At 38.7% G+C, this 16,599-nt stretch carries 24 protein-coding genes and 1 pseudogene; 8 read left to right on the top strand and 17 right to left on the bottom strand.

What is annotated here, in order from left to right; genetic code table 11:
- The first annotated feature begins 1 nt into the window (after position 1).
- Together NSQ83_RS13105 and NSQ83_RS13110 are read left to right on the top strand one after the other, a co-directional pair.
- Positions 2-997 carry an acryloyl-CoA reductase gene (locus tag NSQ83_RS13105; RefSeq protein ID WP_029318099.1) on the top strand — a complete coding sequence of 332 codons (996 nt, stop codon included), beginning with the start codon at positions 2-4 and terminating at the stop codon, positions 995-997.
- Between the two features lie 282 nt (positions 998-1,279).
- Entirely contained in the window at positions 1,280-1,420 is a 141-nt protein-coding gene (locus NSQ83_RS13110) for a DUF255 domain-containing protein (RefSeq protein WP_231940260.1), read from the top strand.
- A gap of 107 nt (positions 1,421-1,527) precedes the next feature.
- Here NSQ83_RS13110 and NSQ83_RS13115 read toward each other — a convergent pair whose 3' ends face one another.
- The 3 genes from NSQ83_RS13115 to NSQ83_RS13125 all read right to left on the bottom strand — a co-directional run bounded on the left by NSQ83_RS13115 (position 1,528) and on the right by NSQ83_RS13125 (position 3,462).
- Positions 1,528-2,322 (bottom strand): hypothetical protein, encoded by a 795-nt coding sequence (locus tag NSQ83_RS13115; RefSeq protein ID WP_339238509.1) that lies wholly within the window; start codon positions 2,320-2,322, stop codon positions 1,528-1,530.
- Positions 2,323-2,372: 50 nt separating this feature from the next.
- Positions 2,373-2,720, bottom strand: a complete 348-nt coding sequence (locus NSQ83_RS13120; protein WP_015714305.1) for an S-Ena type endospore appendage — start codon at positions 2,718-2,720, stop codon at positions 2,373-2,375.
- Between the two features lie 76 nt (positions 2,721-2,796).
- Positions 2,797-3,462, bottom strand: a complete 666-nt coding sequence (locus tag NSQ83_RS13125) for a CotZ-related putative spore coat protein (RefSeq protein WP_015714306.1) — start codon at positions 3,460-3,462, stop codon at positions 2,797-2,799.
- 307 nt (positions 3,463-3,769) lie between these two features.
- Here NSQ83_RS13125 and rapE point away from each other — a divergent pair, with 307 nt between their 5' ends.
- The 6 genes and pseudogenes from rapE (at position 3,770) to NSQ83_RS13155 (ending at position 8,112) form a co-directional block, all read left to right on the top strand.
- Positions 3,770-4,897, top strand: coding sequence for a response regulator aspartate phosphatase RapE (rapE, locus tag NSQ83_RS13130; RefSeq protein WP_015714307.1), 1,128 nt, complete (start codon positions 3,770-3,772; stop codon positions 4,895-4,897).
- Complete coding sequence (phrE, locus tag NSQ83_RS13135; protein WP_014114495.1) at positions 4,887-5,021, top strand: phosphatase RapE inhibitor PhrE; 135 nt, start codon at positions 4,887-4,889, stop codon at positions 5,019-5,021. Before rapE ends, phrE begins: the two co-directional genes overlap by 11 nt.
- 109 nt (positions 5,022-5,130) lie before the next feature.
- Positions 5,131-5,290: pseudogene (locus tag NSQ83_RS13140) on the top strand (hypothetical protein).
- Between the two features lie 369 nt (positions 5,291-5,659).
- Positions 5,660-7,255 (top strand): LXG family T7SS effector endonuclease toxin YqcG, encoded by a 1,596-nt coding sequence (gene yqcG / locus NSQ83_RS13145; protein ID WP_204551337.1) that lies wholly within the window; start codon positions 5,660-5,662, stop codon positions 7,253-7,255.
- 14 nt (positions 7,256-7,269) lie between these two features.
- Entirely contained in the window at positions 7,270-7,848 is a 579-nt protein-coding gene (yqcF, locus tag NSQ83_RS13150) for a type VII secretion system immunity protein YqcF (RefSeq protein ID WP_015714310.1), read from the top strand.
- 117 nt (positions 7,849-7,965) lie between these two features.
- Positions 7,966-8,112 (top strand): hypothetical protein, encoded by a 147-nt coding sequence (locus NSQ83_RS13155; protein ID WP_009967791.1) that lies wholly within the window; start codon positions 7,966-7,968, stop codon positions 8,110-8,112.
- Here the strand turns inward: NSQ83_RS13155 and NSQ83_RS13160 are convergent.
- The 14 genes from NSQ83_RS13160 to NSQ83_RS13225 all read right to left on the bottom strand — a co-directional run bounded on the left by NSQ83_RS13160 (position 8,109) and on the right by NSQ83_RS13225 (position 16,599).
- Positions 8,109-8,471, bottom strand: a complete 363-nt coding sequence (locus NSQ83_RS13160) for a hypothetical protein (protein ID WP_003229947.1) — start codon at positions 8,469-8,471, stop codon at positions 8,109-8,111. The two genes, NSQ83_RS13155 and NSQ83_RS13160, sit on opposite strands and share 4 nt — an antisense overlap.
- 15 nt (positions 8,472-8,486) lie before the next feature.
- On the bottom strand, positions 8,487-8,966 hold the full coding sequence (locus tag NSQ83_RS13165) for a hypothetical protein (protein ID WP_004399085.1): 480 nt from the start codon (positions 8,964-8,966) through the stop codon (positions 8,487-8,489).
- Between the two features lie 164 nt (positions 8,967-9,130).
- Positions 9,131-9,949, bottom strand: coding sequence for an N-acetylmuramoyl-L-alanine amidase CwlA (gene cwlA, locus NSQ83_RS13170; protein ID WP_003229946.1), 819 nt, complete (start codon positions 9,947-9,949; stop codon positions 9,131-9,133).
- A gap of 44 nt (positions 9,950-9,993) precedes the next feature.
- A complete protein-coding gene (locus tag NSQ83_RS13175; RefSeq protein ID WP_003246208.1) occupies positions 9,994-10,416 on the bottom strand; it encodes a holin family protein in 423 nt (140 codons plus the stop codon).
- 44 nt (positions 10,417-10,460) lie between these two features.
- Entirely contained in the window at positions 10,461-11,354 is an 894-nt protein-coding gene (locus NSQ83_RS13180; RefSeq protein WP_003246010.1) for a hypothetical protein, read from the bottom strand.
- Positions 11,355-11,441: 87 nt separating this feature from the next.
- Positions 11,442-11,606 (bottom strand): XkdX family protein, encoded by a 165-nt coding sequence (locus tag NSQ83_RS13185; RefSeq protein WP_003229944.1) that lies wholly within the window; start codon positions 11,604-11,606, stop codon positions 11,442-11,444.
- A complete protein-coding gene (locus NSQ83_RS13190) occupies positions 11,603-11,938 on the bottom strand; it encodes an XkdW family protein (RefSeq protein ID WP_009967793.1) in 336 nt (111 codons plus the stop codon). The genes NSQ83_RS13185 and NSQ83_RS13190 overlap by 4 nt, the downstream gene beginning before the upstream one ends.
- Positions 11,939-11,947: 9 nt before the next feature.
- Positions 11,948-13,048 carry a pyocin knob domain-containing protein gene (locus NSQ83_RS13195; protein WP_003229943.1) on the bottom strand — a complete coding sequence of 367 codons (1,101 nt, stop codon included), beginning with the start codon at positions 13,046-13,048 and terminating at the stop codon, positions 11,948-11,950.
- Between the two features lie 2 nt (positions 13,049-13,050).
- Positions 13,051-13,323, bottom strand: coding sequence for a hypothetical protein (locus tag NSQ83_RS13200; RefSeq protein ID WP_003229942.1), 273 nt, complete (start codon positions 13,321-13,323; stop codon positions 13,051-13,053).
- On the bottom strand, positions 13,320-13,898 hold the full coding sequence (locus NSQ83_RS13205) for a YmfQ family protein (RefSeq protein ID WP_003229941.1): 579 nt from the start codon (positions 13,896-13,898) through the stop codon (positions 13,320-13,322). The genes NSQ83_RS13200 and NSQ83_RS13205 overlap by 4 nt, the downstream gene beginning before the upstream one ends.
- Positions 13,882-14,928, bottom strand: a complete 1,047-nt coding sequence (locus NSQ83_RS13210; protein ID WP_003229940.1) for a baseplate J/gp47 family protein — start codon at positions 14,926-14,928, stop codon at positions 13,882-13,884. Before NSQ83_RS13210 ends, NSQ83_RS13205 begins: the two co-directional genes overlap by 17 nt.
- Positions 14,921-15,346: a DUF2634 domain-containing protein gene (locus NSQ83_RS13215; RefSeq protein WP_004398572.1), complete on the bottom strand. Its 426-nt coding sequence runs from the start codon at positions 15,344-15,346 to the stop codon at positions 14,921-14,923. Before NSQ83_RS13215 ends, NSQ83_RS13210 begins: the two co-directional genes overlap by 8 nt.
- Positions 15,347-15,358: 12 nt before the next feature.
- On the bottom strand, positions 15,359-15,622 hold the full coding sequence (locus NSQ83_RS13220; RefSeq protein ID WP_003229938.1) for a DUF2577 family protein: 264 nt from the start codon (positions 15,620-15,622) through the stop codon (positions 15,359-15,361).
- Positions 15,619-16,599 (bottom strand): hypothetical protein, encoded by a 981-nt coding sequence (locus NSQ83_RS13225; protein WP_004398524.1) that lies wholly within the window; start codon positions 16,597-16,599, stop codon positions 15,619-15,621. The genes NSQ83_RS13220 and NSQ83_RS13225 overlap by 4 nt, the downstream gene beginning before the upstream one ends.

Here is a 16,599-nt window from a genome sequence, read left to right on the forward strand (position 1 = left end):
AATGAAAGACGAATTCAAGGCTCTAGTTGTAAACAAAGTTGATGATGAATTTTCAATTAAAGTAAAGAATGTTTCTCCAGCGTTTTTACCAGAAAGTGATGTCCACATCCAAGTACACTACTCTGGAATTAACTACAAAGATGGACTTGCAGGGAACCCCAATGGGAAAATCGTAAGAAAATACCCATTTATACCGGGTATAGATTTAGCAGGTGTAGTCATTTCTTCTAATGATCCTCGCTTTAAAGAGGGGGATAAGGTGATTGCCACAAGTTATGATATAGGTGTTTCTCATTTTGGCGGTTTTAGCGAATATGCAAGTCTCCCTGGAGACTGGATTGTACCTTTACCCGATAATTTGACCCTCAAAGAAGCAATGATAGTAGGAACAGCTGGCTTCACAGCGGCACTGTCTATTCAACGTCTAGAAGAAAACAACCTATCTCCTGAAAAAGGAAAAGTTCTGGTAACAGGAGCAACAGGTGGTGTTGGTAGTTTTGCTGTTTCATTCCTTAACTCTCTCGGTTATCAAGTAGAAGCTAGTACAGGTAAAGAATCAGAATATGATTACTTACGAAAACTTGGAGCTAGTACAATTATTTCACGGGATATGACCTATGGAGGGAAGGTTAAAGCCTTAGGATCACAAAAATGGGCGGCAGCTGTTGATCCTGTAGGCGGGGAACCTCTTGCCTCTATCTTAAGCCAAATTCAATATGGAGGTTCCGTTGCTGTTAGTGGATTAACAGCTGGAACAAAACTGCCAACTACTGTTTTTCCATTCATCTTAAGAGGTGTTAATTTACTTGGGATTGATTCTGTATATTGTCCAATGGAAACACGGTTAAAAACATGGCATCGTGTAGCAACAGATTTTAAACCATCTAGTTTAGAGGAATTTATTTCACAAGAAATTACTTTAGATCAACTTCCTAACGTTCTTCCTGAAATATTGGAAGGACAAGTAAGAGGGAGAACGATTGTAAATATCGTATGATTATTCATCAGAACTCATCCAGTTGCTAAAGATGAAACAATGTCTTAAAGGGCTAGTAAAGAGATTCTCAACAGGAATTCCTTTACTTATTATAGCTTACTTTATGTAAATGCAAAAATATAAGGAGTGATCCTCCCCATTCAGCTTACACAGTCTTAATGATATGAAAACGCTTATTCATCGTACATTATAAATGTGGCTCCTAGTCTAGAGTTTCGTTTATGGGCAAACAAAGCTCAAATAAATAGGAACCCACCTTGTCACAATAAACTCAATAGACTAATGCTGAGAAGTCTCCATATTTACTACAATACACCCACACCCCTGTTTGACTGGTTCCCTTGGAGAGAAGAAGACTTTGAAAAAGCCAAATGCGAAAACAAGCCGTTTCTGGTCAGCATCGGTTATTCGAACTTTCATTAGTGACAAGTTCGTGTATCTACACATATCCCTTAAGATGTACATAACTTTGAAATTGTAATTAAAGACAAATAAAAAAGGAACTCATTTGAATTCCTTTTTATAACTTATTAGTTTAATCGAATGATAGTCAAGGCTGCTCCGGTTGATCCCCCTCCTAAAAGAATAACTGTAGCTACTACTCCGAATAATTGAAGTGATATTCTGTCTCCTGCATCCAAAGTAGCGAACACATCATCATTGTAACTAGAAGTTGATACTGCTGGAGAAATGATTGAACCTGGTATTGGATCACCATTACGCATTAATCTAGAACCAGCAAGTAATGAAAGAGTGGTATTGATTTGATATGAGAGATAATAACGTCCTGCCACTGGCACAGTAAACATATTATTACCTCCATTTACTGTAAAACCGTCTAAGCTTTGATTGTTCGGTAAGGGTACTGGGGAACCACCCAGTACCACTGCAATTGTACTACCAACTGTATTAGATGCATACATAGAGTTTCCTGTTACACTTCCGCCTGTTCCTGTTGGTCCGGTTATTCCTGTTGGTCCGGTTATTCCTGTTGCTCCCGTTACTCCCGTTGGTCCGGTTGCTCCTGTTATTCCGGTTGCACCCGTTGGTCCGGTTGGTCCCGTTATTCCTGTTGCTCCCGTTATTCCGGTTGCCCCTGTTGCTCCCGTTGCTCCGGTTGGTCCTGTTGCACCCGTTGGTCCGGTTATTCCCGTTACTCCCGTTGGTCCGGTTGCTCCTGTTATTCCGGTTGCACCCGTTGGTCCGGTTGCTCCTGTTATTCCGGTTGCACCCGTTGGTCCGGTTGCTCCCGTTGCTCCGGTCGGTCCTGTTGGTCCTGTTGGTCCTCTACTACTACCTCCACATGCGTTAAGTTGAGCGCACATTTCTGTCACTACTTTCAGCAAAAGTTTGTGGAATCAAAGATACAAACTGATTAATATTGATAATTTAATGAAAAAGAAACGGTCACATTTGCTGTTCCAGTTCCCCCTGCCCCAACAATACCTATTGAGTTGATATCATTCAAAGTGATTGATCTACTTTCTCCTGGTGCTACTGTAAATCCCGCAACTGCTGTTCCATTAACTGTAAGAGAAGCTGTGGGGCCTACTCCTACAATCCCATTGTTTTCTACCATTATTGTTCCATTTATAACAAAAGAAGTTGCGTCTTCCCAAACTGGTGTAGCTACAGCTCCAGTATCCCCCAAATCAATCGTGAAACATACAGCATCGTTTACAAAACCCGTTTGCTCGTTACTACAACCGCCCAAAATAGCCATAATTATCCTCCTCATTCATATTATCTTTATAAAAATATGTTATTAAAAACAATTTCGATTGGATAATCAACCAAACTTAAAAATATTTAATAGATTTAATAATGTGATTCAGCTGAACATCTATTTGTCCTTTCGATTTTCTTTTTGATGATTCGATCTTAAGACACTCAAGATCTTTAACCGTAATAGAGCAACTTTCTCCTTTATTCACACCTAATGAATATATATTTTCTTTAGTCTGAAGAATAATTTTAATCGAAGAATTCTTGGTATCTTTATGATGAAGAGTGACTGTAGCAGTATTAGCAAAGTTAGATTCGTTGTTCCATAGAACTCCTGTTTTATTTTCATTTGTTAAAAAACAAATTTCAAATTTATCTTTTATACTTGGTTTTAAAATCAGATAATCATATACAGGAATTTTAACTTCACCAATACCACAAAAAAATGAAATATCAATCAAAATACGTGAATCTGAACGATACAAAACCTTATTGGCACATAATGTTTTCATACAACAAGGAACGAGTAATTCTAGCACAACACATTTTCGCAGTTCATTAACCGAAATAACTTTAAAATAACACGTCTGAAATAGTTCTCCATTCGATATGCCAGATGCAATAAAATGTTCTCCTTCTTGATTAATTAAAAAAACTGGTGTTACAGCAAAACATTCATCAACTTTTATTTGTTTTTCACTTTGAATTCGTTTAAGTTTTTCAATGATGCAGCATGTCAAGTTAAACCAACTCAATTCATTGCTTTAAAGTTAAAGTGGCTTTTTATAACTTATAATATGTGACGTGAGATTAATTGTGCATTTGGTGAGGTACACCTTCATTGACTTGTATTTGATGCTATGTAATTGGTGATCTTCTAGACAAATTGACTAACTAAAACAAGAAGATGAGAGGCCAACAAGTGTAATAAAAAAGTTATTGCGGTCTCACCGAAAATTTAAATTGCGGTGCCCTATTGCCTTTTTCTGCGAACAAAAACTTGTTAATATTTACATTACTAGTAGAGTTAAGGGAAGGGTGAATATCTTGATATCAATCACATCAGCTGAAGTGGGAATGAAGATTAATGAATGGCATAGGCATATTCAAAAATTCAACGTTACTGATGCTGAAATGTTAAAAGCTGAAATCGAACGTGATATAGAGGTTATGGAAGAAGATCAAGATTTGCTTATTTATTATCAATTAATGGCCTTCCGCCATAAAATCATGTTGGAATACACGATGCCATCCGATGAAAACCGAATGGAACTTTCAGAATATTTAAAGAAAATCGAAGGGCATAAGAAGAAGCTAGACAATATGCGGGCATATTATTATAACTTCTTCCGCGGGATGTATGAGTTTAGAAACGGTGAATACACAAAGGCCATTACATATTACAAAAAAGCTGAACGCAAAATTCCTACAATCTCCGACAAGATTGAAAAAGCTGAGTTTTATTTTAAACTGTCTGAAGTCTATTATCATATGAAAATGACACACATTTCGATGCATTACGCTGAGCTTTCATATAACATCTATAAAAAACACGAGCTTTATTCTGTTCGGCGTATACAGTGCCATTTTGTCATTGCCGGTAACTATGATGACCTTGAAAATCATGAGAAAGCTCTCCCCCACCTTCAAGAAGCTTTAAAAGGTGCTGAGCTGCTTAAAAGTAAAAATACTCATATCTATGCCACTGCGTTTTTCAATCTCGGCAATTGTTATCACAAAATGGACAACTTAAATAAGGCTGCTCGTTACATCGAACAAGCCTTGGTTCAATACAGAAAAATTAACTCTGACGTACTTCCGCAAGCTTATCATGACCTAGCATTGATTTATTTTAAACAAGGCAAAAAAGAACAAGCAATGGATTGCTTCCGCAAAGGAATTAGAAGTGCTGTAGATTTTAAAGACGAACTTTTTATGAACTTATTTGAAGCATTAGACGTTCTTTATATAAGAAATGGCGATACACCTAAACTCCTCAACATTTTCTCTCGTTTAGAGAATGGCAAAGGATACCCTTATCTGGAAGAGCTGGCATTGTTAGGAGGCAACCTTTTCGATTATAATGGAAAAATAGAGGATAGTATCATCTGTTTCAAGAAGATGGTATATGCTCAAAAGCAAATATCGAAAGGGGAATGCATGTATGAAATCTAAATTGTTTATCAGTTTATCCGCCGTTTTAATTGGACTTGCCTTTTTCGGATCTATGTCTAATGGCGAAATGAAGGAAGCATCCCGGAATGTAACTCTAGCACCTACTCATGAATTCCTTGTTTGATTCGATAAACAACATTAGTTCTGTTTCCCTTTAGCCGTTTCATAACGGCTTTTTCTTATTTCTAATACTGAAAAAATCCATCATACATAAAGCTTTTGAGGTGAACATCTTGGACTTATTTGATGAATGCTTAGAAGCTCTAGGGAAAAACAAAGAAATCTTATCAGAAGACTTAACGACAAAATATTATGAACTGCTTTCAAACAGTTTTCCCTTTACATCTTGGGGACGAATCAAGTGGGAAGAAGTTTGTTGTCATCAATCTATAGTTTACGAGGAAGAGATTTACGATTGGCTAGCTAACCACCATTTTAAAGATAGGAACATTATTATTCTTTGGGGTTACGGAGAACAGCCAGCATTAAAAACCAGTCTTGTGCATGCCTTAAACGTAATTGATGATGTAACTGCCGTTGGATCAGATACTTTTATGTTTAGTGAATTTGGCTACGTTATCGAATTTTTTCATGATGGCGATGTTACAATTGGAAAGTCCCCTTTCATTGAAAGGATTAACAAATAGGTAAAATGACACAGATCGAATGATTCATTTCCACCATTTGATCCACATAACAGTTAGTTTCATCATTCTTCCATGGTAATATTTTGTTATGACGATTAAATGAAAGGATATGATCATGAAAGTATTTGAAGCCAAAACCTTGCTCACCGAGGCTGAAAAGCGAGCAAAGGAATACAAAGATTTAAAAAGTAAAATGGTCAAATTAAAGAAAGCGTTCAAAGCTGTTGCAGATTTAGATGATAGCGAGTTTTCAGGCAAAGGTGCTAATAACATCAAATCATTTTATGAAGATCAAGCTGGCATTGCTGACCAATGGATTGATTTAATTGAGATGAAAATTTCTTTCTTAACGAGTATTCCTGGTTTCTTAGAAGACGCCAACTTATCAGATGCCTACATAGAAGAAACCTTTTTAGCGCATGAGCTTGCTAACGCCTCCACCAAATCAAAATCCATCATGTCTGAACAGAAAAAAGCCATGCAAGATATATTAAATGATATCAACGATATACTGCCTTTGGATCTGTTCTCGACAGAAACTTTTAAAAATGAACTTTCGTCTGCCGAAAAGAAACGAAAAGAAGCCATTGAGAAAATGGATGAAGTTGACGAAAACTTAACATCAGAATACGGACTATCAGAAGCAAATGAACAAATGATTCAAGCTGATTATCAAGCTTTAATGAATGCGACAGCAAAAGGCAAAAGCGCCTCTCCTATTCACTATAATGCGATGGCTTATAGAGACAGTGAGATTCACAAGATGACTGAGGATGTAAAGAAACAATCAACAGACTACATCTCTTTTAAGGACCAACAGGCGGAACAAAGAAGAATAGCAAAAGAACAAGAAGAACTGGCGAACAGACCATGGTATGAAAAGTCTTGGGATGCTGTTTGTAATTTTACAGGAGAGGTCTCTGGATATTATGATTATAAAAGAGCCGCTGATGGGGTTGATCCTGTTACCGGCGAAAAGCTAACTGCTGGACAACGGGTCGCTGCCGGTGCAATGGCTGCGGCAGGATACATCCCTATCGTAGGATGGGCAGGTAAATTAGCTAAAGGCGGAAAATCTGTTTATTCAACAAGTAAGGCATTGTATAGAGCAGACAAAGCTCTCGATGTATACAAAACACCTAAGACATTCCATGCTCTTCAAAACTCCAGCAAAGGACTTTATGGACTTGCTTCTGCAAATGGTTTTAGCGAGGCCATAACAGGACGCGATATGTTCGGGAATAAAGTCTCTAAAGAGAGGCAAGAACAGAGCCTTAGTGGAGCAATGGCAATGTTGGTTCCTTTCGGAGCTCGTGGAATTAACAAAAAGCTTAATGCAAAATCGAGTTCCCGAGTTAGCGAAACATCTACTAACACCAGCAAAAAACCTAAAGTTCCTAAAACGTACAAAAGACCAACTTATTTCCGTAAAGGCGTTAGAGATAAGGTTTGGGAAAATGCTAAGGATTCAACCGGATCTGTTAAAGACCCGTTAACAAAACAGGTAATGAAAAAAGATGAACCATGGGATATGGGTCATAAACCAGGTTATGAATTTAGAAAACATCAACAAAGTGCAATGGAAAGAAATATTAGTCGAAAGCAATTTTTAGATGAACATAATAATCCAGACCATTATCAACCTGAATTACCTTCCTCCAATAGGAGTCATAAAGGGGAAGATATGACGGATGATTACTTTGGAGATTAAGGAGAGATTGTCTAATGGGCGTTACACAAGAAAATAAAGTAATTGCTAGAACAGTTTTAGGAGCTTTTGGAGGTAAACCGAAGGTTACGAAATATTGGGATGATAACAAGAGTAGCAGCATTGATATTTTATCGGTCAGTGACCAGCCTCAGGAAGGTATCACGTCATATTCAACTCTAGGTTTGTCGGATCATTCTATTAATTATGAGGTGAATGGCACTCCGTTGCGGATAGAAATCGTAGCTGCAATGGAGTCAGCTTCAGACATATATGCTAATGTTTTATCAACTTGTGCCTTTAATATAATCAACTCAAATTTCACTTGTGCACCAGGTGTTATTTTTAAAAATGTGATTAGTATGTATGATCAGGAAACCGATATGAAACATATTATGTTCGTTCCCCCATTTTTATGGGAGGAAGATTTAGAACTACTTGAATTTAGTAACAAAAATGTTACTTGGCTAATGGCTTTACCTATATCCGAAGGAGAATTGCAAGTAGCTGAAAAACACGGCTCAGATTATTTACAAGATCTTCTGGAATCAAAACAGATTGATATTTTTGATATAAAGAGAGAATCTGTTGTTTAATGACTTTAATAAAGAAGAGTCACTTTATAAGCCCCTCTCAATGAGAAGGGCTTATTTTATTTAATTTGAAATCAGCTGCAAATAATAGAAGAAAATGACTGAGGTAAGGAGAATTCTATGATTAATGAAGAAAAACACACAAACCCTCAAGCTAATAACAATATATTTGGAAGGATAGATACCTGGTATTCTGTTCATAGGAGTTCGAACTTGAGGGAAAATAAAGAAAGACCAGCTTATTATGTGGCTGGTCCTTATCTTTAATTAAAGAAATGGTTATGTAAAGCTTTAGAAAATCCAAAACCTTCTTCTGGTCCCTTTAACCAGAGAGAAATAAACTTTTCGAAATCCACTTCTTTTTCAATATCTTTCAAAATTCTTTTAAATTCTTCAGTAAAGTTATGAAGAGAGACCTCTTCGCCATTTTTAATCTTATCAGTGTACTGGCTCGTTAACTCTCTTAATTCTTGATACTGTTTTTCACTTAAATCATAGGCCAAAACTTGATCAAATAAGCCAAACCGATCATAATCAGCTGCTAATTGTTGGACTAACCTTAGTTGAAAAGCCTGCTTCTCGACTTTTTTTTCTAGGTTGTCAAGCCTTTCTTCTACTGTTACCAATTCAAATCACCTCAATTAAAAAGCTAAGAAAGTAAATACACTTGCAATAGTTCTAGCTGTAGAAGATTTTACACCAGCATCAATTAGATATGAGGAAACCGTGTCAATAATTGCGTCCTCCACAACGTCACCTCGTTTAACTAACTCGTCCAAAGCATCTGCTACATCATCAGTATGTTTTGCGAATGTTTTTCCTGCTGATCCACCTAACTCATCGACTACCTCACCAACAATTCTCCCACCATGTCGAAGCGCACTGGCTGTTGCCTTCATTGCTTCTTTAGCAATCCATTTTTTAATACCATTTGTGTGAAATTCACCAGATTGTTCAGTTGTATTAGTTGGTAATTCGGATAGTTTAACGGGAGTTTGATAAGTGACTTCCTGCTGTGCCTGTAATGTTACCTCTTGAGCTTTGGCATGTCCATCCAACGGAAGAACTAATGATAAAGAGAATGTTAATGCAGATGTTGCTAAAAGTAATTTCTTAAACATGAAATCAATCCCTTTCTTTTAAATTATTTACATGTAAATGATAACATTATGTTCAGACTAGAAAAATAATACTTTTTACTCAAATATTAGAATAATTTTGAACTATCTGTAACAAAATAAACATAAGTATCTCCTTGAGAAAGATACTCAAGGAGACTATTTATTTACTTCAAGAGAGCTTCAAGTTTCGCTTTCGTTTTTGGTCCGTAAATACCGTCTTGAGTAAGCCCGTACATAGACTGGAATCGTCTAATTGCATCTGCTGTTTTCGGACCATACACGCCGTCAATGCCGTTGTTTTTTGCTCCTTTATCCGGGTAAAAGTATAGTGCAGCCAGTGCTTTTTGAATTTGTGTTACCTTTTCCCCTCTCATCATTGGGCTCTTCACTTTAAAAATACCGGATGGTAGCGCATATGACGTTTTTTTGCTGCTTGTGTTTGTTGTTTTCTTTTTAGCTACACTTGCTTTGCTTGAGTTTGTTTTTCCGCCCAACTTTTTCAATTCTGCTTCAATTGCAGTCTTAACTTGAATCCATCTTCCCTCTGACAAAATGCGGTGCGGGCAATACTTACCATTCCAGTCTTGATGTTTGCGGACTCGATCAATACCCCATCCACGTTCTTTAAGTAGCTGAGCCACAAACTTAATAGCAAGCTTTTCCGCTGCCTTATATCGTACCCCTCCTGACTTGCTATAACAAATTTCGACACCAATAGACTTGCGATTCCCTGTACCGTTTGTTCCATCTCCTGTGTGCCAAGCGTTACGATTCGTTGGAATACCTTGAATGACTTGTTTATCGTCTACTGCAAAGTGAAAACTTGTTGAGCTAGAGTTATTCTTCATGTAAGAAATCTCATTGGCTGCTGAAGCATCATTCGCAGTGTTGTGAATAGTGATATATTCAGCTTTCATTGGATTAGGACATTTCAATCCATACTTTGATTTAGAGACTAGATTCTTTACAACTTTAATGGCCATATACCCTCTCTCCTTCTGTCAGTAAGATAAAAAAAGCCACTGGCTTAGCCAGCAGCTTTGTCTGCGTTATTCTTACTCTGTTCTTTTTCGTTCTCAATTGTTTGTAATCGATCTGTTATTGATGATGGTATTTTAACACCAATCTGTGCTAAGTTTTCAGTTATTGACAAACCTTCATTAGCGATATAAAAAAGAACGGTACCAAAGGTTAAGACACCGTTCAAATTGAGTACTGTATCAATCACGTTTGCTAAAATGACCGCAAAGAAATTGAGTAGCTTGCGGACATAGCCAAACCATGCGCTTCGACTTCGCAGTTTTTTGAATTTCCATGCCTTGATTACTCCTGTTAAAACGTCAATTATGCTAAGTACTAGAAGTAAATCAAGGTACTTCACCCCTCCAAATAAATATACTCTTGCTAAATCTAATGTTTCAAAATTGATAAACAAACTTGTCTCCTCCATTCTAATCACCTCCTCCGAGGCAAATAAAAAAGGACAGCCGGATCTTATGAGACGGCCGTCCCTCTAACTGAAAAGTTTCCATTTGTTAAAGCTGTAAGCTCCATAACAATTTCTTTAAAGCCAGTAATGCTAAAAGACCAAGCTTCTGATTTTCCTTTTGTGCTAGTGGCAAACGTTCCGTCATCCACTTTCTGCCCTCTAAGGGCTCTTTTTGTTCCCGATAAGGATTTACCCCAGAACTTCAATTCACTTGTCTCAGCCGTCCCATAAACCTCAATGAGCAACGTTTTGAATGATCCAACGGTGAATGGGTTACCCTCACCTATGGTTTCTGTTTTATCGTGAAAGACAATATCCATTGTTTTTGATTGAGTGTCTAATGAGCTAAGATTCAAGCCTTCAGTTTGAACTTTTAAACGACCATCATTAGTTAACCCGCTTTTATCTAACTGGACTGAGAACGGAGCAACTGCTGTAATAGGAACAGTATGGTTAATGTTTATATCCTCTTCACCTGCGCCCAATGACTGGTAAAGTAAGAATTCAGATTGCTGCAGGTTACCATTTGCGTATCTGAAACGGAAATATCGTTTAGTTAAATGAATCCACTCAGTCTCGCCAAGCGTATTTGCTTTAACAACCAATGAAGAGATTGTGGTCCATGAATTCATATCGTTACTTTCTTCAATGAATAAGGTACCTTCACGATCAGAATAAGCGTGACCTTTTACTTTTGAAATTAAAACCTGACCTAATCGATCTTGTCCATATTGCGTGTAGACTTCAGTGGCTTTTAAAACTGCGTTCGTCAGCAGCTCTGAATTACCGGAGATTGAAGCTACCGGCACAACAAAATCTCTGTTTCCTTCTCTGTATGGCTTGGCTGCCCCCGGCTTACCAGTTGCATCTGTTGAAAATTGAAAACTATATGATGCCATTATAAATCCTCCTTGCTATTGTAGATCATTAGTGGTGAGCATGGGTTTACAACGGAACCACCTCCTTTAAGGAAAAATAAAAAAGCCCTAAATGGCTTCTCCTGTGATCTCTTTATACTGTTCAGCTGTAATGAGTTTTTTCTCTATTCCTTCCTGTAAATCTTCGGGCGAACAATCTTTGAGATGAATTGCCTGTTTCACCATTTCAGAAGAAGCCCAGTTATAATGCAAAGCCAGCACCCAATAATTCATGAACCTTGCCCTCCTTGTAGAGTAAGCAGTTGCAACTTTATTTTTGAAAGCTCGCTTCCCAAAGTTTGGTTTAATTCTTCAAGCTGTTTACGAGCCAGTTTTTCCTGTGACAACTCTCTTGCAAGTAGATCCACTTGAACTGGTGGTTCATATGCAGATGTACTCTGAAGCTCTTCCCACCAAGTTTTTAACTCTGCTTCCGTGGGTATAGGTGCCCTAATATTCCACTCTGCTATATATGAGGGAGTTCCATCACCATTATTCTGGACAATAAAATCCTTTGTGGGATCAGCTGTTGGGTATTTAAAAAGAATAGCTTCACCTATATTCATCGTTACCTCCTAAAATCTTGGATAGTTTCGGCCTCCAAGTTCTTGTATATCAAAAAAGTTAAATACACCATTTTTATCATCTACTGCCCTTTTCAGTGTTTCGTCTCCTCCGTAATTACAGTAGCACCAGATTTCAACGTAATCTCCTTTATTCATGGGTACAGTCGCATTGCCGTTTAAACCAAGATTCATCCCATTATCCTTTTCCTGAAAGTCTCCTCTTACATGGTGCAGTGTTTTATATGCTTTTCCATTTAGGTAAACCTTCAAATGAAAGTTTATATAAGATGTATAATTTAAGGTATATATACTTGCCCCGATTAAGTACATTCCATCGTTCGGAGCAATAAATCGATTGTTTTTAGTATCAAAAGCATTATGGCTATCCTTGATGACCCTGTTAAATGCAATTTTAGTGTGATCAATCTTTTTTAAATACTGAACACCTGTAGTTCCAATATTCGCATGAGCAAAACCTGATATCTTTTGCCACGGAGTCCAGCCTGAACCACTCCACCAGTGTCTAATCCAAACTCCTGTACTGTCATAGTAAGTCCCAGACTCATTCCCTGTTCCGTAAAAGTATTGAGTGAAACGGTAATTATTATATTTTTCATTTTTGACAATGCCATAACCCAAGGGGTAGCCTGTAGTATTTCCCTGCCCAATGTCCATTAAGGTCAGTCCTAAAGGATATTCTTCCCCTCCTGTTCTTGCATCTTGAATAGCATTGTCTCCAGTAATTAACGTCAGATTGTTATTTTTATAGTTGGTATCCACGTAATATTTTGCATCCGATAAAGCCTTATCCGCTTTTTCCTGAGCTCCGACAATTGTTTCTTTTGCATTCCAATTCTCCCGTTCCACTGGTGTAATGTGCCGTTGTAAATCATTACGATGCTCTTCAAATTCTTTTTTCGAAGCTTGCTGTACATTATCAACGTTCCCTAGCCCGATTTGCGCCTTTGTTGTATTGTGAGGGTTGTTCATGTCATTTTTATGTACAGCTAAATCTTTATGCGCATCTTGAATGCCTTTCTCCCAACGGTTCACATCATCTTCATTAATCGGATCGTCCGGGAGCCAATCTGTTTTTGCATCATAAGCCATTGTTAAACCACCTCAAAAGTAATCCTAAAATCTAGCGTTCTATTATTACTAACGTCTAAATCTGTTGTTCTTTCCGTAATCACGTTGTTTTGATCATCAAGTATCTGAACACTCTTAATATGTTTGATGTCTTCCTCTCGTTGAGTAAGCACCGTGACAACGGCACCCTGAATGGTGAGTTCCACAATTTCTGTTTCATTTCCATTCAGCAGCACTTTCGATATTCTATTTTTCAAATCTGCAGCTGTACGCTCTCTATAAAGCTGTGTAATCATACAAGGACCACCTCGTTATTATTGAGCGTGACGGAATAACCTACCTTTAGCTCACTTGCTTTTCGATACCTTCTGTTATTCAAAATGACAGTATCTTTTATTTGGAGTGGCTCATTCAAAGCAGCTCGCAAGGTATATGCCAAATGAGCTGGCTTCATATTCTCCAATGTTTCTATGAGCTCGCTCATATGCTGCATATCATCTATATCAATATCAACCTTAAAACGGTACTCTCCGGGAAGCAGCCGAACCTGAGCTGACGGATTTTTCAGGAACCGGTTCAACGCGTGTTCAATGGCCCTATATGTTGCCGGCGGTATATTGGACATTTTAGAGATTAGGCGCAATCGGCGGATCTCATCGGTGTCACCTGATTCCCGCGGTACGTTCAAAATCTTTTCCCATCGTTCAAGCCCCCAGGTTGCCGTAGTAACAAACAGCTGATCTGTCAGATCAAAGATGCTGTTATTTTGCTTCTCAAATTCCGGAGCTTCCGCTTTAAGAAGTTCAGCCATTTCCTTTAACTTGGTAAGGAACGGCGGCAGGTAAGCAGTCATTTCATCGAGTTTGCTCAATGATGTTCACCTGCCCCAATTTAGGGATTTCGACGGCACTCAGAACCAAATTTTCGGCCACGCCGTTGATTTTAATATCTGCGTAATCACTTACTGAAGGTGAATTGTAGACGATATTATTAATCTGCGATAAACGGATGACGTTATCTTCAAAGGCAATCTTTTTAAAAAGATTTAAAACACCTGATTCAATTTCTTGCTTTACCTGATCGATAGAGCTATTGACCTCGGGAAGTACCTCGGCTGAAATCTCAACCTCTTTCCATACCGCACTCTCCACTGTGACAAAGGCACCTATTGGCGCTTGTCCCTCACCTTGTCCGGGTTCAGGATCAATATAGTTTTTCACCTTTGATATTAAAATATCGGAAGCAGGTTCCAAGTTAGCATTGGTCACGACAATTTTGACTGTACCGTCCCCGTTCCAAAGCGGAAAGACCTTTACCTTCCCCACTCCGTCTACTTCTTCAGCCCATTGTTTATAGTGTGCTTTATTGGCACTGACAGCTTCTCGACGCACGCGGGTAAAATATCTAGCTCTTAAACTGTCATCATCCTCTTCTTCACGTCCAGGAATCAGAATCTCTTTCACAATCGCTTTTTGAAGCCCAGGTATAGTGTCTAATGACAATAGATTCTGACCGGATATGTTTGCGTTCCCTGCTTCCCCCGCTGTTTCACACTCCAACGTCCCGTCAGCTGTGTATTGAAAATAAAGATTATCAACATAAAAGCGAGACCCTACAGGAATGGTCACGCCTTCAGTAAACTCCCCTGCCCTGACTGCTTTTGTGGCAGCAGTCCGCTCAATGCCTGCTTCAGTAGCTCGTCGATCTAAAAATTCCCCTTGGGCCGTGTCTGAGAAGACAAGTTCCAGAACAGTATCGAGCCAAATATAAGACTTGGCCAATTCTGCGGCTACAGGAGCTAACGCGTTATAAATCACGCTGCCTTCCCTTTTATCAATGTCCGCTGAAATGCTGTTCAACATTCGATCCATAATCGATTCATAGGTTTGATCTTCAAACATCCTCGCCAAGCACCTCCTCGATCTCCAATGTTCCTTCGTCAGTCTCGACTGTAAAGGAGACACGGAACGATTCGCCTTGTTTTTCTATTTCAAAATCTGTAACAGCAGAAATCCGATCGTCATAGATCAGTGCTTCCTCTATCAGCCGAGGGATCTCCATTTTCTTATATGCGTCTGTTGTTTCGTTATCTGCCAGCACGTCTTGAAGTTCATTTCCAATGTCATGACTGTAAACAGAATATGCGTATCGCTCAGTATGGAGAGACAAATATACAAACTGCTTGATCGCTTCAAGGCCTGTGATGATTTCATTTGTGATACGGCCATTTTCAAAATCTATTTTGTAGGTTTGCGAGGTCTCTATGACTTCGCTGTCATCTTCTATATCCTCAAACTCGATTTCCGGAGACAAAGCCATTCCAAACACCTCCTATATTTTGTCGAGAATAAAAAATGATTGCCCGCCTTTTAAGGAGACAATCATCACACGCTCACCTGTATTTAATGCTTCTTCACCGGCCCGCAGCCGCTTTGGAACAATAATCAAATCAGCAGGTATTATTAATTTGTCATTTTCATTAAGCCTTATTTCAACAGGGGAAACGGAAACCACTTCAGCCGGTAGAATATCCACTGGCGACTCAGAATCAACTGCACGGACAGCCAAATGTTTGATTGCTTCACTTAATCTCATGAGGAAACACCATCAGGGATAGAATTTTTCTCAACCACATCAATGGTCATCGTGTGTGTCGATCCTTTAAATTCGTGTTTGTCTGTATCGATCCAGTATGTTTTCTTAACCCCGACTTCCGGAATTGAGATATAGATGGGCAACCCGCTCTGAAGATCCGGAATGCCAATCGCTTGAATACTCTTGAGTTCTTTTTTAACACCTTTTTTCTGTGCCTGTTTGACTTTCGCACGCTCCTGAAGCTGCGCCTGGTTAATGTTATCAGAAACCGTTTCGACATACTGAAGCACACCATATTTACTGATCCCTGAGCTGTCACTTGCAGTGGCTGTGTATGTTTTATTGTCTTTCTGCCGGCGGAGCTTTACTTTTGTGGCCGTGTCATTAATTGAAGTGCTGTATTGATAGCCGGTGATGTTCACACCCGTCTCCAACACCCATACTTCTGACAGATCTGGCCAAGCGCGAAGGCCAAGCTTCCCCTTCGCAGAATATAATTGATAATTCCTTCCGGTTTGGCTTTTCGTTTGTTTCAAGGCTTTTAGAATCATGTCATAAAGGCTCGTATCATCTTTAAACACTAATGATTTAATGGTGTAACCTGTATTTGCAATGGATGTAGTCGGAATCTGAAAATCTCGCGCCAACCGTTTTATAATCTCGTCTGCACGTTGATTTGAGAAAACATAAACATCTTTGTTCTTGACCAAATATTGCAGCATATCATAAGCCGTAAAAGTCATCCAGTGTTCTTCCGGATTGCGAGAAAACACAATGCCCCGGAACAGTTCTTTGCCCTTCCACTTAAATAAAACTGTATCCCCTTCAGATACGCTGTAATATGAATGGGTTCCCTGTTTCGTAATGATCTTGGCCGTGATCGATCGCGGCGCCTGATACCGTTGCCCTTCGAGGGAAACACTTTCAGTTACCAGCTCAAGCCATTCCGTTTCTTTAATGACGAAAAGTTCTATCAT

This window comes from Bacillus sp. PS217 (assembly GCF_037963535.1).
Taxonomy (GTDB): Bacteria; Bacillota; Bacilli; order Bacillales; family Bacillaceae; genus Bacillus; species Bacillus subtilis.